Source organism: Glutamicibacter sp. GQ173 (assembly GCF_059759215.1).
In genome coordinates, this window is record NZ_JCAXDT010000004.1 from 100,708 (window position 1) to 123,889 (window position 23,182).

Consider the following 23,182-nt stretch of genomic DNA (forward strand, 5'->3'; position numbering starts at 1 on the left):
CGACTATTTAAAGCGGATTTTCTTCAGTTGCGCTTTAGCGGCGTGCCCGGCAGATTGCATTGATCTCGGGAATGCACGGTTCATTCTGCAGGCTGGTGGTGTCACCCAGCGTGGTTCCTTCAAATAGCTGCGTGAGCAAGCGGCGCATGATCTTGCCCGAACGGGTTTTGGGAACATCCGGTACCAGCAGCACATCGCGCGGCTTGGCAATCGGGCCTATCTGGGTGGCTACCGTGGAACGAAGTTCAGCTATGAATTGTGCTTGGCGCGAGGCGAGCTGCTCATCAGGGTTTTCGCCAATCAGCGACTTGTCCAGGGGCACCACGAAGGCGGTGGCCGCATGTCCGGTTTTTGCATCCGGGGTGGGGCAGACTCCGGCCTCGACGACGCCGGAGTTGGTGACCAGAGCAGACTCGATTTCAATGGTCGATAACCGGTGCCCGGAAATATTGATCACGTCATCGGTACGGCCCAGGATGAAAATATCTCCATCCTCGTCAAAACGTGCGCCATCGCCGGCGAGGAACCAGCCTTGCTGGACGTACTTCTCCCAGTAGCTGGTGTAGTAGCGTTCCGGGTTGCCCCATACCGTGCGCGCCATGGACGGGCCGGTGCGGGTGATGACAATATTGCCCTGGGTATTGGGCTCAACTCGCTGTCCCTGGGCATCAACAATGTCCACGGAAACGCCCGGCAGGGCACGGGCGGCGCAGCCTGGCTTGAAGTAGTCGTCGGTCGGCAGAGGGGAGAGGACAGTCGCCCCGGACTCGGACTGCCACCAGGTATCCACCATTGGAATGCCTGCCGGGGTATCGCGGCCAAGCTGTTCGCGCAGCCAACGCCAGGCCTCCGGGTTAACCGCTTCGCCAACGGTGCCGCCGACGTTGATGGAGGACAGGTCGTAGGATTTGGGAATGCCCTCGGGGAACCAGCCCATCAACGAGCGGACCAAGGTCGGGGCCGTGTAGTAGCTGGTGACCTTGTAGCGTTCGATGACTTCGAAGTGGCGTCCGGGATGCGGCGCGTTGGGCACGCCTTCATAAATCACCTGGGTGACGCCGTTGGATAGCGGTCCATAGATCTCATAGGTGTGGGCCGTGATCCATGCCAGGTCCGCGGTGCACCAGTGCACTTCATTCTCGCGCTGGGAGGCATCCGGGTTGGCGAAGAGCATGTTGTAGCTGGCGGCAGCCTGGGTCAGGTAGCCACCGGTGGTGTGCACCAGGCCCTTGGGCTGTCCGGTGGTTCCGGAGGTGTACATGATGAACAGCGGAGTTTCAGAGTCGAAGAACTGCGCTTCATGTTCGGTGGGCTGGGTGTCGACAACATCGTGCCACCAGACGTCGCGGCCTTCGGTCCACGGGATCTGATCGCCGGTGCGTCGAATGACCAGCACTTTTTCGATCTCATTCTCGCCGGAGACCGCTTCGTCGGCATTGTCCTTGACCGGCACCGAGGCGCCGCGGCGGAATTGGCCATCGGTGGTCACCAGCACCTTGGCCTTCGTGTCTTCCACGCGGAACTTCAACGCTTCGGCAGAGAATCCGCCGAAGACCAGCGAATGGACGGCGCCGATGCGGGCGCAGGCCAGCGTGATGACGACGGTTTCGATGAGGACCGGAAGGTAGATGACCACGCGGTCGCCCTTGACCACGCCCAAGGATTCCAAAGCGTGGGCGGCCTGGCTGATGCGTTCTTGCAGGTTCTTGTAGGTGACGGCCACCCGGTCGCCGGGTTCGCCCTCGAAATACAGTGCGACCTTGTCTCCGCGGCCGGCGGCCACATGCCGGTCGGCGCAGTTCACCGCGGCATTGAGCTTGCCACCCAGATACCAGGAGATCTGCGGTCCGCGCTTGGCTTCCGGGTCAGCTGGGAGGATCTGGCTGGTGGTATGCCAGCTGGTGTCCCAATCAAGGAGGCGTGCCGCATCGTCCCAGAATGCTTGGCGTGCTTCCTCCGAGGCAAATGCAGAGGTTGGTGCCGATTCGATGGTCATTACAGAGTATTCCTTGGTGTGTCTATGCGGGGGCTGGTTTGGTACTTGATAATTGGCGCCATTGCGCCCGGGGCTTTTATGGCGCGGCGTTCGGCGATAGCGAGCAGGGCATCGGCAAAGTTCCGGAAGAAGGCCAGCCGTCGCTTGTGCCCTGGAGGTTCTTGGCCGAGGCGAATTGCTGGTCTTTGTCCATTGCCCGTTGTGGCTGCGAGCCTGAAAGCGCGGAGCGGCTCTGTGCCATGGTGGCGAACTTGCGCGAGAAATTGACGAGTCCTGCGTCCAGTGCCATGGATGCGAGTCCCGGGGCTTGGACTTGAGGCTGCGCAAAGCACAGTGCCATGATCATCTCCATCGGTCCTGGCGGTAGCACCGGCCTATGGAATGTGTCCTCCATAGGTGGTTGCTGCGGCGTCACTGAGCCAGATCTCTCGGCCGCTCGGGATGGTTACACGTCTATTACAGGGTTTCGAAGGAATTGAATGCAAATCTTGCGTAACATGAAAAATCTTCGATAACTGCGCCACATGCGCGGGATATTTCGTTATTTATTTCATTGAATGCCGGTTTGATCGATAATGGTCGAAGATGGGCAATTCATCTTCGGCATGATGCGCCATTGGCTGTTCAACCTGCCGGTCATCCCGGAGCCGCCCAAGGTCGAAATGTGACTTCGTGGCTTGGATGCATCGGTTTATTACGGCTACAAATGAATGACGACCCATCCAGAGCGGCTGAGAGATCTGGCTCGACGACGCCGCAGCAACCACCCGAAAAGGGAGACGGTGCTACCGCCAGGACCGATGGAAAGAATTGAGGACTTTTAATGTCATTTGGCGAGTTGCCAAACACCTCCGGTTTGGACTTCAACCAGCTCAGCGATCCTTCGCAGGCTAGCGCCATGGGACTAGACGACTTCGAAGAGCAGCTGCCCACGCGGCAACTGCTCAAGGTCACCCCCGGCCCCGGCGCGGATGAGCAATACGACCGGCTGGCTGAAATCTTTCGTCCGGTCTTCGCGCAAATCGCCAGCACCGCCAAGGACCGCGACCGCAACCGCGTTCTGCCCTTCGAGCAGGTAGGCCTGCTCAACCGCGAACGTTTCGGCGCACTGCGCATCCCAGTTGCCGAGGGCGGATACGGCGCGCGCCTGGTCGATGTGTTCCGCTTGCTCATCGAGCTTTCCGAAGCCGACTCGCATGTCGGCCAGCTGTGGCGCGCGCATATCGCTTTCGTGGAAAACGTGCTGGTCCTCGACGACCAAAAGCTGCGCAGCAAGTGGACCGCCCGCATCGCCGCCGGGCAAATTGTCGGCAACGCCTACACCGAACGCGGTGGCAATGCCCTGGGCACGCTGAACACCAAGGTGAGCCAGGTTGATGGCCGCTGGCTGGTGGACGGTGAAAAGTACTACTGCACCGGCACTATTTTTGCCGACTGGACCACCGTGGCCGTGGCCCACCCGGAACTGCCCGGGCGCCAGATTGCGGTAGTCTCCACCCAGCACAGCGGCGTCAAGATCCTAGATGACTGGGATGGCTTTGGCCAGGGGCTCACCGGCACGGGAACCACGGAGTTCCACCAGGTCCCGGTGGACTCGTTCATGCCGCAGCAGAGCAACGACTCCGAAGCGGCGATCTTCCAGCTGGTGCTCATGGCCGTGCAGGCAGGTATCGCCCGGGCGGCCCTGAACGACCTGCGCATCTCGGTGCAGAACCGCACTCGCATTTTCACCACCGGCACCGGCGTTCCGGTGCACCGCGAACCACAGGTGTTGCAACTGGTCGGCGAGGTGTCCGCGGAATCCTTCGCCGCGGATTCGGTCGTGATCGGCGCCGTCCTTGAAGTCGAAGCAGCACTGGTAGATCCGGGGCTCAACGACGAGGAACGCTATGCGGTCTGCGAACTGGCAGCCAACAGGGCGCAAACCATCGTCCAGCCACTCGTCATCGGTGCCACCAGCAAGCTCTTTGACGGTCTGGGCGCATCCTCGACCAGCGTCATCTGCAACCTGGACCGCCACTGGCGCAACGCCCGGACCATCGCCACCCACAACCCGGCCATCTACAAGGCCCGCATTGTGGGGGATTACGAGATCAATGCGGTCCAGCCGCAACGCCTCTCGGTCACCGGCGAAGACAGCAACCATCGAGCCCACCGCGCCTGAGCGCCAACCAATAAACGCCACCACGACCCAACCACGGCAAGGGGAACATCAATGAGCCAGCAGCGCGAAATTCTCTTCAACGCATTCGACATGAACTGCGTGGTGCACCAGTCGCCAGGCCTGTGGCGCCACCCGGATGACAAGGCCTCGACCTACAACACCATCGGCTACTGGACCCACCTGGCCCAGGTACTGGAAAAGGGCAAGTTCGACGGCCTGTTCATCGCCGACGTCCTGGGAACTTACGATGTTTTCAACGGCACCAATGAGTCCCCGCTGCGCTCCGGCGCCCAAGCCCCGGTCAATGACCCGATGATGCTGGTCTCCGCCATGGCAGCGGTCACCGAGAACCTCGGCTTCGGCGTCACCGCGGGCACGGCCTACGAGCACCCCTATGCTTTCGCCCGCCGCCTGGCCACCCTTGACCACTTGACCAACGGCCGCGTGGGCTGGAATGTCGTGACCGGATACCTGCCATCGGCCGCCCGCAATATGGGCCAGGAAGACCAGATGGAGCACGACGAACGCTACAACCACGCCGATGAATACCTCGAGGTCGTCTACAAGCTGCTCGAAGGCTCGTGGGAAGACGACGCCGTGCAGAACAACAAGGAAACCGGGATCTACACGGATCCGGCCAAGGTGCACAGCATCGATCACGAAGGCACATTCTTCAAGGTGCCCGGAATCGCCATCACCGAGCCTTCCATCCAGCGCACCCCGGTGATCTACCAGGCCGGCGCCTCGTCGCGCGGCATCAAGTTCGCCTCGGAAAACGCTGAAGCAGTATTTGTCACCAGCCCGACCCGTGAAATCCTCAAGGCCACCGTAGCCAAGATCCGCGATGCCGCCGAGGCCGCTGGCCGCGATCGCTACGATGTGAAGATCTTCGCGATGCAGACCATCATTACCGATGAGACTTCCGAGAAGGCCCAAGCCAAATACGAGGATTACAAGTCCTATGCGGACGTTGAAGGTGCACAGGTCCTGATCTCCGGCTGGATGGGCATTGATCTGTCAGAGCTGAACCCGGATGAGCCATTGGGCGCCAACCTGAAGTCCAACGCCATCCAGTCCACCGTGGAAACCTTCCAGAAGGCCAGCGGCGATGACGGCAACCCGTGGACCATCCGCCAGTTGGCCGAATGGGTGGGCGTGGGCGGCTTCGGCCCGATCACCGTCGGCTCGGGCGCCGAGGTGGCCGAGAAGCTCATCGACTGGGTGGACTATACCGACGTTGACGGTTTCAACCTGGCCTACGCGGTCACCCCGGCAACCTTCGAGGACGTTGTCGAATACGTGGTTCCCGAGCTGCAGGCTCGCGGCGCCTACAAGACCGAATACGCCCAGGGCTCGCTGCGCAACAAGCTCTTTGGCGAAGGGGACCGGGTGAAGGAGACCCACCGCGCCGCGCAGTACAAGATCTCCAACCGCCTGCCAGCTAAGGGCTAGGCATCCCGCCTGGGGCCGTGGCCTCAAAATGGCATCGGCTCCCTCCACCTTGAAGGGTGGCCGGAGCCGATGCTATTTCCGGAGCCTACTTGACGGGATTCACGACCATGGCAGATCCTCCGCCGCGGCGCACCGGCTCGGCTGCCGCAGTCAGCGTTCCATCCTCATTGATCTGGACCGCTTCCACCGCGCCGATCTCTGCCTGCGGGGTGAAGGAATCCCCGGCCGGGGTGAGCTTATGCCCGAAGGCCTCCATGGCCGAACCGTACTGGGCGATGAATTCCGGTTCTGCGGTCACCGCAGCGGTATTGCGCTGCGAGGCCCGCGGGGCGGCGATGGCTTCGCTGATATCCATGCCCAGGTCGTAGCGGTTGAGCAGCGTCTGCAGCACCGTGGTGATGATGGTTGACCCACCGGGGGAACCGATGGCCATCACCGGCTCGCCGTCACGCAGCACGATGGTTGGCGCCATCGAGGAGCGCGGGCGCTTGCCCGGCTCAAGGCGGTTTGGATCTTCCGGGTCATAGACCGTGGAGAAGTCCGTGAGCTCATTGTTCAGCAGGAAGCCACGCCCCGGCACCACCATGCCCGACCCTCCGGTCTGCTCGATGGTCAGCGTGTAGGACACGACGTTGCCCCAGCGGTCCACCACCGACAGGTGGGTGGTGGAGATGTTCTCGGTGTCATGCTCAACGGCCGGCTCAGCGGCAGCTGCCGGGCATTGGCCATCAAAATTCTCAATGTCGCCCGGGGCCACCGGCTTGGCGGCCGCCTGATCGGGGTTGATCGCGCAGGCCCGGTCGGCGCCGAAGAGCTCGCTGGTCAAGGTCTTGGTCGGCACATCCACAAAGGCGGGATCACCCACGTATTTGCTACGATCCGCATAGGCCAGCGCGGTGGCCTCGAAGTAGTGGTGCAATGCGTCGGCGGGTTCCATGGAGGACAGGTCGTAGTTGCCCAGGATATTCAGCGATTCTCCAATGGTGGTGCCACCGCTGGAGGAGGGAGCCATGCCGAAGATGTCCAGCCCGCGATAGCCCACCGTGGTTGGCTTCTGCTCGGCCACCTTATAGTTGGCGAGGTCCTCGGTACTGACAAAACCGGCAGGGACCGGCAGCTTGGTGTCCTCGACCTTGGGCGGGGCCTGGACCGTCTGGGAGATTTCGGAGGCCAGATCACCGTGGTAGAACGCCTTTGGGCCCTCCTTGGCCAGTAGGCGATAGGTATCGGCCAGCTCGGGGTTCTTGAAGATGGTCCCCACCTGTGGCGCATCGCCACCGGGGAGGAAAAGCTTGCTGGTGGAGCCGAAGGCTTCGAAGCGTTCCTTGTTGTCCAAGGTTTGTTCCCGGAAGGTCTCATCAACAACAAAACCGCGGGAAGCCACCTGGGTCGCAGGACGCAGCACCTGCTTCAGGCTTTGCGAGCCCCATTTGTCCAGGGCCCGCTGCCAGGTGGCTACGGTCCCTGGAACGCCCACGGCAACACCGCTGGTGACCAGTTCCGGAGTGAAGTTGTAGGGCTCGCCGGTCGCCGGATCAATAAATGCGTCCTGAGGGGTAGCAGCTGGGGCCGTTTCGCGCCCATCGATGGTGCTGACCTTGCCTGAGGCCGCGTCGTAGTACAGGAAGTAGCCGCCACCGCCGACACCCGCGCTATAGGGTTCGGTCACGCCCAGCGCCGCTGCTGTGGCGACCGCGGCGTCTACCGCATTGCCTCCCTTGCGCAGTACCTCGATGCCTGCCGCTGATGCTTCCGGATCTACCGAAGAGACCGCGCCACCGGTGCCTGTCGCGGTGGGATTCTTGTCGGTGTGCCGTGGATCGGCGCTCGCCGGGATCGCGCTGAATGCGCCAAGGCCCAGGGAGAGAATCGCGGCGCCAGCCAGGGCGCGCAAACTTGACCGTTGCATACTCTGATCTCCTGAAAAGGTGGGGATGAAGTATGCGTCAATTTACGGGAAGGACTCGATTCGCTAGCGTTGTGACACGCGCCATTTTGTACCGCATGCTCTATTTCCGCGCTGGTCGAAGGATTATTTTGCGCTATGCCGTTAAAACCTGGAGGCAACCAGCGGAGCATAAATCGTCCTGGCTGATTGCCTCCAAAGGTGAAAAAACCAGCTTGCTTTAACGGGCCAGGGCATCCTTGATCGCTTTGCCAAGGGACGTAGGCGCGCGGCCAATAAGCCGTGCCAAGTCCCCGGAATGCACTTCCAGGGCGCCTTCGCGAATGCGCAGGTCCGTATCCACCAGAATGTCAGCGAACACCGCGGGAACACCTGATTCGGTGTAGATCTCCACCAGCTTTTCAGGGTCCATATCCTGGTAGGAGACATCTTGCCCAGCGGCAGCGCCGACAGCCCCGGCGAGCTGGCTGAGGGTGAAAGGCTTGTCCCCGCCCAGTTCGTAGATCTTCCCGGCTTCCCCGGCTTCCGAGAGCAATACCGCAGCAGCCGCCTCGGCATAGTCCGCGCGCGTGGCGGCGCTGATCTTGCCGTCGGCCGCGGCGCCGAGCACGACTTTGCTGTTGAGGTAGCCCAGGAGCTGATCGGTGTAATTTTCCGTGTACCAGCCGTTGCGCAAGAGGACGTAGCCGATGCCGGAACCAGCCAACAGGTGTTCGGTGGCGATATGCTCCTGCGCCAGTTTCATGTTGCCGGTGAGGGCATTGGCGATGGAGGTGTAGGCGATGAGCTTGACATTGACGCGTTGCGCAGCGGTGATGACATTTTCATGCTGGGTTGCCCGCTGGCCCACTTCGCTGCTCGAAATCAGCAACAGCTTGTCAACGCCCTCCAGCGCGGCGACCAGGCTGGCCTCCACGTTGTAATCGGCGACGCGCGTCTGAAGACCTTTGCCGGCCAGGGGTTCCAGCTTCTCTTCCGAACGGCCGATGGCAACCAGCTGGGCGGGGTCGGCTCCGCGCTGCAGCAATGCATCGATGACCAGTCGTCCAAGTTGTCCGGTGGCACCGGTAATTGCGATCTTCATGAAGTCCTCTCGTAGGTTTGCACTCCAGTACAACCACGGTGCCCAGCACAGAATTCCCGCACCATGATCGCTGGCGCATCGATGGCCAGAGGTGCAAGTTCTTCAAGCCTTTTCGTCTTAAAGGGAGCAAGTGACGAAATATTTCGTATTGCTACGCGGAGTATTGCGTGATTCCTTTCCGGGTCAGCCCGAACTGCGACTTCATGACGCTGATTGACGTAACGTTTGCCGGCTTGCATCCATGGAGGACAGACTTGAATTGTTCGGGCGGTACAACCGAACACACACCATCCAGAGCGACTGAGAGATCTGGCTCAACGACGTCGCAGCAACCACCCGTAAGGGAGCGGTGCTACAGCCAGGACCGATGGAGTACTTTCACTTCGCGACGGAAAAATCTGTCCCCAGCAGATGGTTTCTTGCGAAGTACGCTCCGCATAACCAAGCATCAAGGGAGCGATGATGATTCGTCTTGAGAACGTAACAACAACCTTCGGCAAAGGCCGCGACCAGTTCACGGCCGTCAAGGATGTCTCGCTGGATATTCAAGCCGGAAGCATTCACGGCATTATCGGTTTTTCCGGTGCCGGCAAATCCACGCTGTTGCGCAATATCAATTTGCTCCAGCGCCCGACCTCGGGCCATGTCTTTGTTGACGGCGTAGAACTGACCGGGCTGAGCGAAGGCGAGTTGCGCAAGCAGCGCCATGAGATCGGGATGATCTTCCAGCACTTCAACCTGCTGAACAATCGCACCGCGCAACAGAACGTTGAACTGAACCTGAAGTTCGCCGGTGTGCCCAAGAAACAACGCCGCGAACGTGCCCTGGAAGCACTATCCATCGTGGACCTCGCCGACAAGGCGTCCGCCTATCCTGGACAGCTCTCCGGTGGGCAGAAGCAGCGCATCTCCATCGCTCGCGCGCTGGTCACCGAGCCCAAGGTCTTGTTGTGCGATGAACCTACCAGCGCGGTGGATCCGCGAACCACTACCTCGGTGCTCCAGTACCTCAGCGACATTAACGCCAGCCTTGGCATTACCACTGTCATCGTCACCCACGAAATGAATGTCATTAAGGCCATCGCCGACAAGGTCTCGGTGATGGAAGACGCCGCGGTCGTGGAAGAGTTCGCCCTGAGCTCGCTGCAAAAACCAGGCTTTGAACCAAAGACGCCTATCGGCCGCTACCTGATCAGCGACGAAATCACGCTGAACCGCCAGCCCAAGCAGGCCCAAGACCTTGCCGCCAACGTAGCCCGCGTATAGAGAACCTGGATTACCAATGAACTTCACTTCAGTAGTGCTAGCCACGAGCAACGGCAGCGCAGCAGCATTCAGCCTTGACCGCATTGTGGAACTGGCCCCGGAAATCTGGGTGGCCATGGCACAGACCTTTGCGATGCTGCTGGTTGCGATCCCGATCGCCATTCTCTTGGGAACCCCGCTGGGCATCTGGCTCTATTCGATGTCTCCCAACGGCTTGCGCCCGCGTCCGCGAGTGCACAAGATTGTTGACGGACTGGTCAATACGATCCGCTCCTTCCCATTCCTCATCTTGCTGATCGCCATTATTCCGTTCACCCGATTTGTTGTGGGAACGACCATCGGCACCGCCGCAGTCATCGTGCCGTTGACCATCAACGCGATCCCATATTTTGCCCGTTTTGTGGAGCAGAACATCAGCCAGCTGGGCAACGGAGTGGTCGAAGCCGCGCAGGCCATGGGAGCCACGCGCGGACAGATCATCCGCGAAGTGCTGCTGGTCGAAGCCAAGCCGGCACTGCTGTCTTCCATCACCATCATGACGGTCAGCTTCATCTCGTACTCGGCCATGGCCGGCCTCGTTGGCGGCGGCGGCATCGGCGACTTCGCCATCCGCTACGGCTACTACCGCTATGAAACCGGAGTCATGCTGCTGGCCATCGTCTTGATGATCCTGCTGGTCCATGCAGTTCAATTCTTCGGAACCCGGCTATCGCGCGCCGCTGACAAGCGCTAAACACTGAACCACTCAACTCGCATTTCATCAAAGGACAACACCATGGCTTTATCCCGCCGCACCTTTTTGACCTTCACCGCCGGCTCCGCCGCGATCCTCGCACTGACTTCTTGCGGCCTGGTAGGCGGCCCGGAGGCCAGCTCGGGGGATAAGACCATCAAGGTCATTGTCACCGAATCGGCTCCATCCCAGGAACCAACCAAAATCGCCCAGAAGCTGCTGGCTGAAAAGGGCTGGACCCTGGAAGCCACCTATGTCACCGACATCGTGCAGCCAAACCACGTGGTGTCCAACGGCGAATACGATGCCAACTTCTTCCAGCACGGTGCCTACCTTGAACAATTCAAGAAGGACCAGAACGTTGACGTGGATCCGGCCTTCTACATGTACAGCTCTCCGGCAGGCGTGTACTCGAAGAAATACGATGACATCAAGGACCTGCCCAACGGCGCGACCATCGCACTTCCTGTGGATACCGCCAACAACGGCCGCGCGTTGGCGCTGCTGGATAGGGCCGGGCTGTTGAAGGTCACCGAAGGCAAGAGCGTGATCCACCTGTCGCAGAACGACATTCTGGAGAACCCCAAGAACTTCAAATTTGTCGAGGTAGATCAGCAGTCGCTGTCCAAGACGCTTCCCGACGTGGATGCAGGATTCCTCTTCGCCCGCCTTGGCGCGGAAATCGGGCTCACCCCGAAGGATGCGCTGCTCTTTGAAAAGGAAGAAGAAGCGCTTCCATACATCAACATCATCGCCGCGAAGCCAGGCTTCATGGACACCGAAAAGGGCAAGGCCCTGGAAGAGGCCTACCATTCGGACGAGGTGCGCGAATGGTATGCGACCTACCTTGACGGTGCGCTGGGCACCCCATGGGATCGCGATTTGGAAGCAGACTTCGCGACCTGGAACAAGTAGGCCATTGGCCCCGCGATGCGGCTTTTCCGCGTCACGGGGCCGCCACTTTTTCGACCTATTACTGAAATTATCGACATCCTGCAGGGAGAACCAATGACGATTGTCGCCACGGCAGCTGCCGAAAGCCGATATCAGGAGCTTCTCGACCGCTTCAGCACGGTCTTCGCCCGAATCGCCGATGGCAGCCGCGAGCGGGAACAAAAGCGCATCCTGCCCTTTGAGCAGGTGCAGTGGCTCAAAGAGGCCGGATTTACCACGCTGCGCGTGCCAGAGAGCCATGGCGGATCACCGATTAGCCATGAGCACCTGTTCCGTTTGCTGATCGAGCTGGCGGCAGCGGACTCCAACGTGGCGCACCTGCTGCGCAGCCACTTCTCCTTCGTTGAAACCATCTCCCTGCAGCCAGCAGAATTCCAGGACCGCTGGTTCCCCAAGGTGCTTGAGGGGCAGATCTTCGGCAATGCCGCCACCGAACGCGGTGGCAATGCCCTGGGCACCACGAATACCAAACTGGTGAAGAAGGCCGGCGGCTGGGTTCTGCATGGCGAAAAGTACTACACCACGGGGTCGATTTTTGCCGACTGGATCGTGGTCATGGCAACTACCGAAGGGGTCGAGGGCCGCCAGTATGCCATCGTTGAACGGAATGCCGAAGGCGTTGAAATACTTGATGACTGGGATGGCTTTGGCCAGCCGCTGACCGGCACCGGTACCGCCATTTTCTCTGAAGTTCTTGTCGCGCCGGAGAACATTATCCAGCGCAAGGTGGCGTCCACCCTGGAACCGGCTTTCTTCCAGCTGTGCCTGCTTTCGGTACTGGTAGGCATCGGCAAAGCTGCCCGAAATGAAGCAGCCAGCATCGTGTCCACCAGAACCCGCACCTTTAATACCGGCTCCGGCTCGCTGTTCAAGGATGACCCGCAGATCCAGGAGCTCGTGGGACGCCTGGCGGCCAACGTATTTGCCGCAGAATCCATTGTCACCATGGCTGCCCGGGAACTGGACGCAGCCGTCGACCAGCAGCTGGGGCTCGACCCGGACGCAGCCTATCTGCGTGCTGAGCTTGCTGTGCAGCAGGCCCACGTGGCAACGCCCAAGCTGATCTTGGATGCTACCAGCGAGCTCTTTGATGTCACCGGGGCATCAGCAGTGTCGACTTCCAAGTCGCTGGATCGTTTCTGGCGCAATGCACGTACCGTAGCTACCCACAACCCGGTGGCCTTCAAGGCACGCTCGGTGGGCGACTACTTCATCAACGGCACGGTGCCGACCGGATTGAACTCCATCGGCGAAGCTAAGGCAGGCAAATAATCATGGCAACTTTCCAAGAACGTCCGCGCTTGCTGCTCTCAGCATTCCTGATGAACACCTCGAGCCACATTCTTGGCGGAATGTGGCGCCACCCCGAAGCGCAGCAGCACCGCTTTAGTGAGCTGGGCTTGTGGGTGGATCTGGCGAAAAAGCTGGAGGACGCAAAATTTGATGCGTTGTTCTTCGCCGATGTGGTTGGCCATTATGGAGACCACGAAGGCGGATGGGCCTCCCACGTGCGCAAGGGGCTGCAAGTTCCTAGCCACGACCCGCTGGTGCTGCTGTCCGCACTGGCAGCTGGGACGAAGGACATCGGCTTAGCGATGACCAGCTCGGTCATCCAAAGCCACCCCTTCCAGTTCGCACGCCAGATTTCCACCCTGGACCATCTGTCGCAGGGACGGGTTGCGTGGAATATCGTGACCAGCGTTCTGGAAAATGCCCACCGCAATTTCGGCGGCCAAGACCTGGTGGCTCACGATGACCGCTACGGTTGGGCCGAAGAGTACGTTGAAGCCGCCTACAAGCTGTGGGAGGGCTCGTGGGAAGACGATGCGCTGCTGGCCGACAAGGAATCCGGCCTTTACGCTGATCCGAGCAAGGTCAACAAGATCAACCACCGTGGCGACTTCTACTCGATCGACGGACCGCATCTGGCATTGCCCAGTGCCCAGCGCACCCCATTCCTCTTCCAGGCTGGATCATCAGCCCGCGGTTCCCAGTTCGCTGCGACGCATGCCGAGGCAACCTTCCTCTTCGCCCCGCATGCACAGTATGTGGCCAAGAAGAATGCGCAGCTGATCGAAAATCTCGCTGCCGCTGGCCGCAACCGCGAAGATATCAAGGTCTTCGCCGGGCTGTCCTTTGTCGTGGGATCCACCGAAGCCGAGGCCAAGGCGCTGGAAGCCGAATACGACGAGTACCTGGATCTGGAGGCAATCGTTGCCCACATCGGCGGTGGCCTGGGCGTGGATCTTGGCGGTTTGGACCTGGATACGCCCTTGGGGCAAATCCAAACCGAGGGCGCCCAAGGTGTGCTCGAAGCAGTCAAGGCCTCGGTGCCTGGAGGCAACCCGACTTTGAAGGATTTGGCCCACTACCGTGCGAAGGCCCAGCAAATTGTTGGCACCCCGGAAAGCATCGTGGATGAACTTGAACGTTGGCAGGACGCGGGAATTGATGGGCTGAACATCATGAACCATGTGCTGCCAGGCTCCTACGACAATTTCATTGAAGGTGTCATTCCTGAATTGCGCCGCCGTGGCCTGGCACAGAGCGCATACGACCAGGGAAGCCTGCGCCAAAAGGTCTTTGGCCGCGGTGACTACCTGCCTGGAAATCATCCTGCCGCCAAGTTCCGCGGCGCTTTTTCGGAATTGAGCGCAGCCAATACCGAGGCTGCGGTGCAGCTGCAGAGCTAAAGATGCGGTTCGGCAGGGCGGTGGAAGCCAATGGCCTCCATCGCCCTGCCCGCTTTAGCCGAAGGGACCATCTCGTCGCCATACCGAGTAAGGTGTCGAGCATGGAGAACAGCCACGTCAATGATCCGCAGGTAATCCGCCGGCTTCTGGGCACCCCAGCCCGATGGGCGGTCGTTGGCCTGACCAACAATCCATCCCGGGTGGCTCCATCCATTGCCCGTTTCCTGCGGGACGAATTATCCATGCAGATCGTCCCGGTTTCGCTGGATGCCCAGAACGTGATGGGGGAGCAGGGGTATGCGCGACTTGCCGATATTCCCGGTCCCATTGACGTGGTTGATTGCTTTGTGAACTCGTCGAAGGTAGGCAGCATTATTGATCAGGCCATTAGCATTGGGGCCAAAGCCGTCTGGATGCAACTGGGCGTCATCGATCACGAGGCAGCGCAACGGGCCAAGGACGCCGGGCTGGACGTAGTGATGAATACCTGTCCGAAAATTGAGTACCCTTTTCGGTAGCGGAGGCGGGAATGAAAAAGGAAAATAGCCAAGAAGCACTGGAACAACAGTGGGCGCAGTTGTGCCTGGGCATGCCATGCTCCTTCGCCGACTATCCCTTCGGGCCCGAGAGCACCGTCTTCAAGGTTTCGGGCAAGGACAAAAGGAAGGCAAAGATGTTCGGCCTATTGATGAACGTGCGCGGGGAGCTGGTGCTTAACCTGAAATGCGAGCCGGCTCTGGCCGATCAGCAGCGCAGTGAGCACCCGGAAATCACTCCGGGATATCACATGAATAAAAAGCATTGGAACTCCATCCGCGCTGGTCTGGATCCGGAATTGCTGCAGGAACTGATTGAGGATTCCTACGATCTTGTGGTTGACGGCATGCCACGACGGGATAAGGAATACATTCGATTGCAAGACACCATTAGCCAATCGGTCCTAGACTAGAACCATGTACTTCATCGTTGTTAAATATCAGGTAAAGCCAGAAAACACCGAGAATTTCATGGACCACGTTGCAGAGTTCACCCAGGCTACCCGCGCCGAAGAAGGTAACCTCTGGTTCGACTGGTCTGTGAGCGTGGAAGACCCCAACGAGTTCGTTCTTGTCGAGGCCTTCCGCGACGACGAGGCAGCTTCTGCCCACGTTAACTCCGCACACTTCGCAGCTGGCATTGAATCCATGCGCCCGCTGCTGGTTTCCACCCCAAAGATCGTCTCGCGCAAGGTCGAGGGCGAAGGCTGGGACTCCATGGGCGAGCTAGTGATCGACTAGTTTTTACAGCAACTAAGGGAAGGAACCGCGAGATCAGTCTCGCGGTTCCTTCCCTTATTTCGTACCGTCGGTTTAGCGTCCGGCCTTGTTGCCGAAGCGGCGAATCAACAGCAGGACGATGCCCACGAGGACAACGATGCCTGCGGCAATGCCTATCCAGCTTGCGCTGAATCCGGTGTCGGCCAGGTCTTGGCTATCCTGCTGCTTCGAGTCATCCGAGGAATCTTCTTCGGAATCCGAAGTTGGCTCAGCGCTCGGGTCCGAATCAGTGGTCGGTGCTGGCGATTCAGTTTCAGAGTTATCGTCTTCGGTTGGCGAAGGAGTAGGTTGCGGGTCATCGCTTGGAGAAGGAGTTGGCTCCTGGGCCTGGGCAATGACTGAGAAGTCCACGGCGATATCTTCGTGCTGCACCTGCGAGACCACTAGCTGGTAGTCGCCTGGCTCCACGGAGCTGTCAACTGGGAGCTGGAACGCAGTGGTTCCCGAAGCATCAGCTGCCGGAATATCAGCGACCTTGGTGGCACCCTCAAATGCGGAAGCCGAAATCTGGGCTCCTTCGTCCAAGCCCGACACCGTGACGTTCACGGTTTCGCCAGCCTTCACTTCGGTGGCATCCAGGTCAACGGTGGCCCAATCAGTACCGGCGAGCACTGCTCGGCCCAGCGGAGATGGGGACACCACGTCATGGGCCTTGAAGAAGTTCACGGTCGCGTCCAGATCAACCTGGCCCGAATCGGCGTGGTCGGTGCCTTCAGCGAAGGCGGTGAAGTTATCGCCACCGGTAGCCAGGAACGCGTTGGCAGCAACGCGGAAGGTTGCCGACTCGTCCAATGGTTCACCGTTGAAGGTGATCTTTTGGATGTGCTCGCCCGCAGGTGCATCCTCGATGTAGGTGTAGGTCAGTCCCTCTGAAATGCCGAGGTGCAGCTTGTTGCGCTCCGAGCCTTCAGGCTGCCATTGCTGTTCCAGTGCCTCACGGATTTGCGCGCCGGTCAGATTGAAGGTGATCAGGGTATTGGCAAAAGGCTGAACTTCTGCCGCCTCTTGATAGGTCACCGTGCCGTCTTCGCCATAGAGCAGGTCCGAGCGCAGGCCTCCGGGGTTCATGAAGGCAATCTGTGCTGGCTCACCGGCAAAATCGTCATTAGAAGTAGCCCACAGGTGTACGTCGGCTACGGTGTTGCCCAAGGCGGATTCAACACCGCGGTCTTCACCTGGCACGTCACCGCCGCGCAGGATATCTTCCGAGATTTCACCGACTTTTACGCTGCCAACAACTTCAGCTTCTTTTTCGGCTTCGGCAACGATCTTTGCAACGGCTGGATTCGCTTCGTAGTTAGCGGTCCAGTCGCCGTCTGCAGATTTGCTAGCGAGTGGCAAGCGGGTGCTGGAAGACTGCAGGACCTCACCGGTGGCTGGGACAACGTCGAGGCTGACTTTGCCTAGCGTGGTGCCGTACTGGTGCGATTGGATGACTGGACGCTCGCCGTCAGGACTGGCAATGTCGCAGTTGTAGGAAGAGTGGGTGTGACCCGAGAAAATAGCGTCGATCTCGCCACTGGCCTCGCGGATCAAGTCCCCGTAGGACGTGGCTTCACCAGCGACGGCAGCACAGTCGGTATTGGCCGAGCCGTTGTGGGTCAGCAACACGATAACGTCCGCTTCTCCGTTCGCCTCGTCACCGTCGCTGAGCTGCTTGGCTACGCGATTAGCCGCCTCGACTTCACTGCCAAAGTCCAAACCGGAGATTCCGCTAGGGGAGACCAGCGATGGAACATCCTCGGTGACGGTGCCAATGAATCCTACGGAGAGTCCACCGGCTTCACGAATTGCATATTCTTTGAGTGCTGGGGTTTTGGTGCCGGCCTGGTAAACGTTGGCGCCCAGTGCAAAATCCTCGCCGGACTGGCCGGTGGCTGCAGCAAAGCGTTCGGTGACTCGCGTGGCCAGGTCTTCAAAGCCCTTGTCGAACTCGTGATTGCCCACGACGGAAACATCCAGCCCGGCTGCACCCAGCGCATCAATGGTTGGAGCATCCTCCTGGGACGCGGAAGCAAAGGTCGAAGCCCCGATATTGTCGCCGGCCGATACGAACAACGTGTTTTCATTCCCGGCGCGCAGCTGGTCCACAGCTCCGGCGAGCACTGCAGCGCCGGCAGAGTCCCGATCGGCAGCGATGCGGCCGTGGAAGTCATTAATGCCAACTAGATCCAGGGTTACAGGATCAGCTGCTGGGGAAGCAGTGCTGATTGATTCCTCGGTGGGCGTTGCCTGCGCCATGGCTGTTCCTGTGGCCATGAGCGAGAGGGTGGCCAAGGAGGCGAAACTGAGTTTTCTCATCTGCGCGAATGCAGACATGGGTACTCCTAAAAGTGACGGGTGTGACAAGACTTATGTCTATCGCATCTAGGTGAACCTGTCGATGCCTGCGGGTTAAATTGCTGTGCAGGGCCATGAGAACTAGCGGTTAAATAGTCGAAGCAACGCACCAGCCTGTGGTTGATACGTTGCTTCGAAAAAACTTGATGCGGCTAGAGCCGTCGGTTGTGGCGTGATTTGGTTGCTGTGACCGAGGAAGCTCCTACGATGGCACCGAGCATGAGCATGGCAGCCGCGATGAAGAAGACTGTGGACAGGATCCAGCAAGCCATGGCTGTGTCTCGATGCGCGGCGTTCAGGGCAAAACCAAAAAGGCACACGCTGGCAAGCAGCAAGAGCGCTCCCGACAACCGTGTCTTCATCATTGACCTTTGCAGCAGAATATTTTGCCAACAATCACCACACATAATGGCTATTGGCTTGAGTAATATTCATACTGTCACAAATCCATCGATTTGACGATAGGCCTTAAGGAGGATCTTTCACTGCGACTTTAGGCTAACTACACGCAAGCCTTCAGGATGCGTTCGATGGCATCGTGTTCGCCCTTGGTCATCCAAGCCCCATATTTCGCTTTGACCTGAGTCTGGCGTGAGACGTATTCGCAGCGGAAACTCTTGTTGGGAGGAAGCCATGTTGCGGCATCCTTGTCGCCTTTAGCCGCGTTAGTCGGCCCGTCCGAGGCCATGAGGTTTAGCGGGTCATTGGCGAATTCGAAACGAGCTTCCTGGTCCCAGCGCTGGGCGCCCTTTTGCCAGGCATCTGACAGCGCGACAACGTGGTCGATCTGAACTGCGGTGCTGGTTTTCTGGCCCCGAACAAAATTGATGGTGGTGTTGGTATACGGGTCGTGGAAAGTTCCGCTGAGCACTACGCAAGGCTTCGACGCTGATTTGTATTTCACGTGTTCCAAGTCGCGAGCCAGGATGTCATTGCGGGCATCGCAACCGTTGCGGTCCGGATCCTTCCAACCCTTGCTGAACTTTTCCCGTTCATAGCCAGTCTTGGGGGCACGGCCCTTGACGTCGATATCCGCGAGCAACTCAAGCGAGTCAGCATAGCTGGCGCGTTGCTCCGCGCTGTTGTGGGTAGTGTCAGCCTGCGCGTCGGGAACTCGATACTGCTCGATGGAATCAAGAGTTGAGCATCCAGTGAGGGCAAGGGATGAAGCGATGAGTGCAAATGAGATTGCGCGGCGCAGCAGCTGCATGCAGAAGTACGACTCCTAGGAAAGCGACAGTTGGCAAGGGGGACAGGCCCTTAGGAAACTATATGAAGCGGGGTGGACCATTTAGCTGCGTCCATGCCGTGTTTTAGTGTGAGATCGGTGTGAACCAGTTCTGGCGATCATGTCGAGACCTGATGGCTATCGAGTTTCTGTTCCTCGATATGCATTGGTCAACTCAGTTTCCGACCTCAAGGCCGATTTATCTGTATCTTGTCGGGAAAGCAGCGAAGTGGTGGCATGGGTTTCCTTGCGTTGTGCAAGTCTAGCTGCCGAATGGAGCCGGGAAATCACGGTTCTAGATGGCGCTCAACCCCGGGTTGTCCAAGAACCGAGTGCTGATACGCGCGGGATTCATGAAGTAATGTTCTACAGCTAAGCCGTGCGTGTGCTACTAATGGGAGCAGTGACACGGGGTGCCGCAGGGCGGCTGAGAGAACACCCGTTGAACCTGATCCAGTTAGTACTGGCGAAGGGAATGTCCTGGATTCTGCGTATGTGTGCACCCGAAGTGCTTGAACCGTCCGCGTCTTTGGTCAAAAATCCATTCGCCAACAGACGCCGTCAAGGAGTTCAAACAAGATGAGCACGGACACCCAATCACCAGCAACCCCCATTGCCCTTCCATTTGAAGAGCAGGTCATTCTTGTCACCGGCGGAGCCCGAGGGCTCGGTGCCGCCATCAGCAAGGCCTTCCTCGCAGCTGGCGCGAAAGTCGTCATCAATTACAACTCTTCGGAACAAGCAGCCAATGATCTCGTCGCGCTCTACCCGAATGATGCAGTAGCCATTCAGGCTGATGTTCGCAACGAATCTGCGCTCAAGTCGATGGTGGCTGAAGCCGAAGATCATTTTGGACAGCCGGTGACTACTCTGGTGAACAATGCCTTGGTGGATTTCTCCTTTAACGGCGACGCCCGCTCCACCGCCGAAGCGATTTCCGCCGCAGAGCTCAGTGCCCAGTTCGCCGGATCGGTGCTGGCTCCCGTAGCTGCCATCCAGGCTGTACTGCCGGGAATGCGGCAAACAGGATTTGGCCGCATCATCAATATCGGCACCAACCTATTCCAGCACCCGGTGGTTCCGTACCACGACTACACAGCCACTAAAGCTGCGCTGCTGTCCCTGACCCGTACCTTCGCTGATGATCTTGGGCCAGAAGGAATCAACGTCAACATGGTTTCTGGCGGGCTCCTGCGCACCACCGACGCCTCGGCTGCGACCCCCGAGGCAGTATTCGACCTGATCGCCTCGGGAACGCCATTGCGTCGAGTCACCACGCCAGCGGAACTGGCCGATACCGTCCTGTTCTTCGCGTCCCCGCTCTCTCGTGGGGTTACAGGTCAGAACCTTATCGTGGATGGCGGGCTGGTGAAGGGATGAGCCAGAAGAAACAGGTACATCTGAATCTGTTCCTCTATGGAACCGGGCATCACCAAGCGGCCTGGCGTGCCGAGGACTCGGCGGCCGAAGAGCTTCCCGATACCCAGTACTACATCAAGCTGGCCCAGCTGGCTGAGAAGGGGCTGTTGGACGCGGTGTTCTTCGCCGATGGCCAAGCGGTGTCAGCCTCAGCTGCGCAGGCCGGTCCCACCTGGTTCTTTGAGCCGGTGACGCTGTTATCGGCGATCAGCCAATGCACCACGAATATCGGACTGGTCTGCACCATCTCGGCCAGATTCTACTCTCCCTTCCATGCGGCACGCATGCTGGGCAGCTTGCAGCATTTGTCCAACGGGCGGGCCGGCATCAACGTGGTGACGAGCATGTGGGATACCGAAGCGCAGAACCATTCGCTCACCGAGCTGCCTGCGCACGCGCAGCGATATGGCAGAGCCACAGAATTCATTGACGTCTTGCGCAAGTTGTGGGGATCATATCCGCATCAAGCAGTCCAAATTAACCGTGGCGGAAATTTCACCGATACGCAGTTGCTTCAAGAAATCAATCACGAAGGCGAGCACTTCTCGGTGCGAGGTCCCTTGAATATGCCCAACTCAGTTCATGGCGAGCCTGTCATGTTCCAAGCAGGCTCCTCGCCAGCTGGCCGTGAACTGGCAGCAGCACACGCTGAAGCGATCTACTCGGTAGCAGCCGATCACCAGATGGCATCCGAATTCGCCCAAGACCTTTCCGAACGCACCAGAGCTTCGCGTGGCTCGGACAAGAGGGCGCTGATCATGCCCGGGCTGGTGACCTATGTGGGGCGCACAGCAGAAGAAGCCAAAGCCAAGCAGCGTGCACTGAACGAATTGCTGCCAACGGGGGACGCTCTGCGCCAGCTGGGAGTATTCCTGCAGCAGGACACCAGCCGCTGGCCTTTGGATGGATCCGTACCGGATCTGCCGCCACTGGATGAATTCACTGGCCCGGCTGGCCGATACACCACGATTCTGCGGCTCATCGAGCTGCACCAGCCCACGGTTCGTGAACTGCTCGGCTTGCTGGCTGCTGGCGGGGGCCACTGCACCATGGTGGGAACGCCGGAAATGATTGCAGATGAGATTGAACTCTGGATCGATAGCGGGGCCGCAGATGGCTTCAACCTGATGCCGCCGTCCCTGCCAGGATCTCTGGAGGACTTCATTGAGCTAGTGATTCCGGAATTGCAGCGCCGTGGCAGATTCCGTACCCGCTACGAGTCGGCTACCTTGCGTGGAAATCTTGGTTTGGCTGTTCCGGAAGCTGTGGCCTTGGCGCGCGGCTAGTTGTGTGGTTGCGCTTCGGGAGCCAAGCCTGGGAAATCATTCTCAAAGTAATCCAGGATTTTCTGTGTTGAGAAGAAATCCAGGAGGAATGACTCCTGAAGCGCAAAGACGTTGCCTCCGCGAACGGAAGGCAATTGTGCAAGGGACGCATCGGAAGAGAACTGCTCGGTGGCCTCTGGATCCGAGGAGAGCAGGAAGGTCGTGTCGCCCGGCAAGGACTTGGCCAGTCCTTCGTAGCTGGTGAACGAGAAGTCTTCCCGTTCTTGCATGGAAGTATCAAACTCTGCTGGAGGATCCAGCACGGTGAACCCCAGGGACTCGAACAGCTGTGCATGCGGACCGGTGCTCTGGGCTATGGGGGAGATGTTTCCCTGGTGGTAGGAAAGAATCGATGCCGTGGTGCCGGCGGGGATCGACAGGGACTGTTTCAAGCTGGCAACACGTTGGCTGATGATGCTGTTGTTGCGAGCCGCTGCTTCCTCCGTGCCGGTAGCCTTGGCTAGATCCGCGCTGAGCGCGGTCCATTTCTTTTCGGTGTAATCGACGAGGAGAGTTGGGGCGATTTCCCGCAACTGGTCGAGATGCTCCAATTCGGAATCCGCGCCTGAGGCGGAGACCAATATCAAATCAGGCTTGCGATCCCGAATAGCTTCGAGATCAAAATTCCCGATTTCATAGAGTGCATCTACCGAGCGTTTTGAGGCCACTTGGCCCCACTGGTTCAAGAATCCATGCTTGTCTGTTGCCGGGTTCTGTGGTGCGACGGACGTGGCAACGACCGGGGCGTCGAGGGACAATAGAGTTCCGGTCACTGATACGGAGGTTGAGACGATGCGCTCGGGCTTGGACGGAATCTTGATGAGGTCTCCGGTCTCGTTGGTGACGACCCGTGGCCAGCCGTCGGCCTCGACATCGGCGGTACTGGCGTCACGAACTTCGGGCTTCGTCGTGGACGTGCATGCACCCAGCGAAATAACGAGAAGGCAAGCGATGATGGCAGCGGCGGCCTTGGGCAAACTTGAACGCACGAAAGCTTCTCCTAGGCATGGCTCGTTGCACGAAGTTGATCCGGAAGCTCAGGTTGAGTCCCGCAATCCATCACCACATTATGCGATGTTATTGTGAACTGCTGACCTGGAGCTTCAGCTGAACCCGCCGTTGATCAGACGTTATTTGGCTGTGCTCGGTACCAGATGCGTGCTGAAGATCATTCCGGGCAAACTGAAGCACTCTGCGGGGACGTTGTTCTTGTTGCCAAGAGCGACTGGGTGAACTTCGGGGGAGCTTGGTTCATGGCCGAGTCCCGCCGACCAGCGGATAGCGGCCAGATTCGGGTTTTCCACGA

19 protein-coding genes, 1 pseudogene and 4 riboswitches are annotated in these 23,182 nt (G+C 59.2%); of the genes and pseudogenes, 12 read left to right on the forward strand and 8 right to left on the reverse strand.

The window, feature by feature from the left end:
• Positions 1 to 34: 34 nt before the first annotated feature.
• Together acs and AC6CHO_RS08190 are read right to left on the reverse strand one after the other, a co-directional pair.
• Positions 35 to 2,014: pseudogene (gene acs / locus AC6CHO_RS08185) on the reverse strand (acetate--CoA ligase); the annotation flags it as partial.
• 58 nt (positions 2,015 to 2,072) lie between these two features.
• Complete coding sequence (locus AC6CHO_RS08190; RefSeq protein WP_498214754.1) at positions 2,073 to 2,336, reverse strand: hypothetical protein; 264 nt, start codon at positions 2,334 to 2,336, stop codon at positions 2,073 to 2,075.
• Between the two features lie 5 nt (positions 2,337 to 2,341).
• Positions 2,342 to 2,444, reverse strand: a riboswitch (SAM riboswitch).
• Positions 2,445 to 2,711: 267 nt separating this feature from the next.
• A riboswitch (SAM riboswitch) is annotated at positions 2,712 to 2,803 on the forward strand.
• A 16-nt stretch (positions 2,804 to 2,819) separates the two neighbouring features.
• On the opposite strand from AC6CHO_RS08190, the gene AC6CHO_RS08195 reads away from it, so the two are divergent.
• Together AC6CHO_RS08195 and AC6CHO_RS08200 are read left to right on the forward strand one after the other, a co-directional pair.
• The gene (locus AC6CHO_RS08195) at positions 2,820 to 4,160 is read left to right on the forward strand and encodes an acyl-CoA dehydrogenase family protein (RefSeq protein ID WP_498214553.1); all 1,341 of its coding nucleotides are present in this window, start codon (positions 2,820 to 2,822) and stop codon (positions 4,158 to 4,160) included.
• Between the two features lie 51 nt (positions 4,161 to 4,211).
• Entirely contained in the window at positions 4,212 to 5,612 is a 1,401-nt protein-coding gene (locus tag AC6CHO_RS08200) for an LLM class flavin-dependent oxidoreductase (RefSeq protein ID WP_498214554.1), read from the forward strand.
• Positions 5,613 to 5,697: 85 nt separating this feature from the next.
• Here AC6CHO_RS08200 and ggt read toward each other — a convergent pair whose 3' ends face one another.
• Together ggt and AC6CHO_RS08210 are read right to left on the reverse strand one after the other, a co-directional pair.
• A complete protein-coding gene (gene ggt / locus AC6CHO_RS08205; RefSeq protein WP_498214555.1) occupies positions 5,698 to 7,521 on the reverse strand; it encodes a gamma-glutamyltransferase in 1,824 nt (607 codons plus the stop codon).
• A gap of 217 nt (positions 7,522 to 7,738) precedes the next feature.
• Complete coding sequence (locus tag AC6CHO_RS08210) at positions 7,739 to 8,602, reverse strand: SDR family oxidoreductase (protein WP_498214556.1); 864 nt, start codon at positions 8,600 to 8,602, stop codon at positions 7,739 to 7,741.
• Positions 8,603 to 8,886: 284 nt separating this feature from the next.
• Positions 8,887 to 8,976: riboswitch (SAM riboswitch) on the forward strand.
• Positions 8,977 to 9,061: 85 nt separating this feature from the next.
• On the opposite strand from AC6CHO_RS08210, the gene AC6CHO_RS08215 reads away from it, so the two are divergent.
• The 8 genes from AC6CHO_RS08215 (at position 9,062) to AC6CHO_RS08250 (ending at position 15,525) form a co-directional block, all read left to right on the forward strand.
• Complete coding sequence (locus AC6CHO_RS08215) at positions 9,062 to 9,868, forward strand: methionine ABC transporter ATP-binding protein (protein ID WP_498214558.1); 807 nt, start codon at positions 9,062 to 9,064, stop codon at positions 9,866 to 9,868.
• A 16-nt stretch (positions 9,869 to 9,884) separates the two neighbouring features.
• The gene (locus AC6CHO_RS08220; protein WP_444660999.1) at positions 9,885 to 10,601 is read left to right on the forward strand and encodes a methionine ABC transporter permease; all 717 of its coding nucleotides are present in this window, start codon (positions 9,885 to 9,887) and stop codon (positions 10,599 to 10,601) included.
• Between the two features lie 42 nt (positions 10,602 to 10,643).
• The gene (locus tag AC6CHO_RS08225) at positions 10,644 to 11,516 is read left to right on the forward strand and encodes a MetQ/NlpA family ABC transporter substrate-binding protein (RefSeq protein WP_498214559.1); all 873 of its coding nucleotides are present in this window, start codon (positions 10,644 to 10,646) and stop codon (positions 11,514 to 11,516) included.
• A 93-nt stretch (positions 11,517 to 11,609) separates the two neighbouring features.
• Positions 11,610 to 12,827 (forward strand): acyl-CoA dehydrogenase family protein, encoded by a 1,218-nt coding sequence (locus tag AC6CHO_RS08230; RefSeq protein WP_498214561.1) that lies wholly within the window; start codon positions 11,610 to 11,612, stop codon positions 12,825 to 12,827.
• A gap of 2 nt (positions 12,828 to 12,829) precedes the next feature.
• The gene (locus AC6CHO_RS08235; RefSeq protein ID WP_498214563.1) at positions 12,830 to 14,248 is read left to right on the forward strand and encodes an NtaA/DmoA family FMN-dependent monooxygenase; all 1,419 of its coding nucleotides are present in this window, start codon (positions 12,830 to 12,832) and stop codon (positions 14,246 to 14,248) included.
• A gap of 101 nt (positions 14,249 to 14,349) precedes the next feature.
• Positions 14,350 to 14,766 carry a CoA-binding protein gene (locus AC6CHO_RS08240; protein WP_498214564.1) on the forward strand — a complete coding sequence of 139 codons (417 nt, stop codon included), beginning with the start codon at positions 14,350 to 14,352 and terminating at the stop codon, positions 14,764 to 14,766.
• Positions 14,767 to 14,777: 11 nt separating this feature from the next.
• Positions 14,778 to 15,197, forward strand: a complete 420-nt coding sequence (locus tag AC6CHO_RS08245; RefSeq protein ID WP_498214565.1) for an MmcQ/YjbR family DNA-binding protein — start codon at positions 14,778 to 14,780, stop codon at positions 15,195 to 15,197.
• A 4-nt stretch (positions 15,198 to 15,201) separates the two neighbouring features.
• On the forward strand, positions 15,202 to 15,525 hold the full coding sequence (locus AC6CHO_RS08250; protein WP_061952848.1) for a putative quinol monooxygenase: 324 nt from the start codon (positions 15,202 to 15,204) through the stop codon (positions 15,523 to 15,525).
• A gap of 72 nt (positions 15,526 to 15,597) precedes the next feature.
• Here AC6CHO_RS08250 and AC6CHO_RS08255 read toward each other — a convergent pair whose 3' ends face one another.
• The 3 genes from AC6CHO_RS08255 to AC6CHO_RS08265 form a co-directional block, all read right to left on the reverse strand.
• Positions 15,598 to 17,883 (reverse strand): bifunctional metallophosphatase/5'-nucleotidase, encoded by a 2,286-nt coding sequence (locus AC6CHO_RS08255; protein WP_498214567.1) that lies wholly within the window; start codon positions 17,881 to 17,883, stop codon positions 15,598 to 15,600.
• Between the two features lie 173 nt (positions 17,884 to 18,056).
• Complete coding sequence (locus tag AC6CHO_RS08260; RefSeq protein WP_146277512.1) at positions 18,057 to 18,269, reverse strand: hypothetical protein; 213 nt, start codon at positions 18,267 to 18,269, stop codon at positions 18,057 to 18,059.
• 137 nt (positions 18,270 to 18,406) lie between these two features.
• Positions 18,407 to 19,114 (reverse strand): HNH endonuclease family protein, encoded by a 708-nt coding sequence (locus tag AC6CHO_RS08265; RefSeq protein WP_060700440.1) that lies wholly within the window; start codon positions 19,112 to 19,114, stop codon positions 18,407 to 18,409.
• A 417-nt stretch (positions 19,115 to 19,531) separates the two neighbouring features.
• Positions 19,532 to 19,625: riboswitch (TPP riboswitch) on the forward strand.
• An 86-nt stretch (positions 19,626 to 19,711) separates the two neighbouring features.
• Here AC6CHO_RS08265 and AC6CHO_RS08270 point away from each other — a divergent pair.
• Positions 19,712 to 20,512 (forward strand): 3-oxoacyl-ACP reductase, encoded by an 801-nt coding sequence (locus AC6CHO_RS08270; protein WP_498214568.1) that lies wholly within the window; start codon positions 19,712 to 19,714, stop codon positions 20,510 to 20,512.
• Positions 20,509 to 21,837 (forward strand): NtaA/DmoA family FMN-dependent monooxygenase, encoded by a 1,329-nt coding sequence (locus AC6CHO_RS08275; protein ID WP_498214569.1) that lies wholly within the window; start codon positions 20,509 to 20,511, stop codon positions 21,835 to 21,837. Before AC6CHO_RS08270 ends, AC6CHO_RS08275 begins: the two co-directional genes overlap by 4 nt.
• Here the strand turns inward: AC6CHO_RS08275 and fepB are convergent.
• Complete coding sequence (gene fepB / locus AC6CHO_RS08280; RefSeq protein WP_498214570.1) at positions 21,834 to 22,865, reverse strand: Fe2+-enterobactin ABC transporter substrate-binding protein; 1,032 nt, start codon at positions 22,863 to 22,865, stop codon at positions 21,834 to 21,836. The two genes, AC6CHO_RS08275 and fepB, sit on opposite strands and share 4 nt — an antisense overlap.
• Positions 22,866 to 23,182 lie beyond the last annotated feature (317 nt).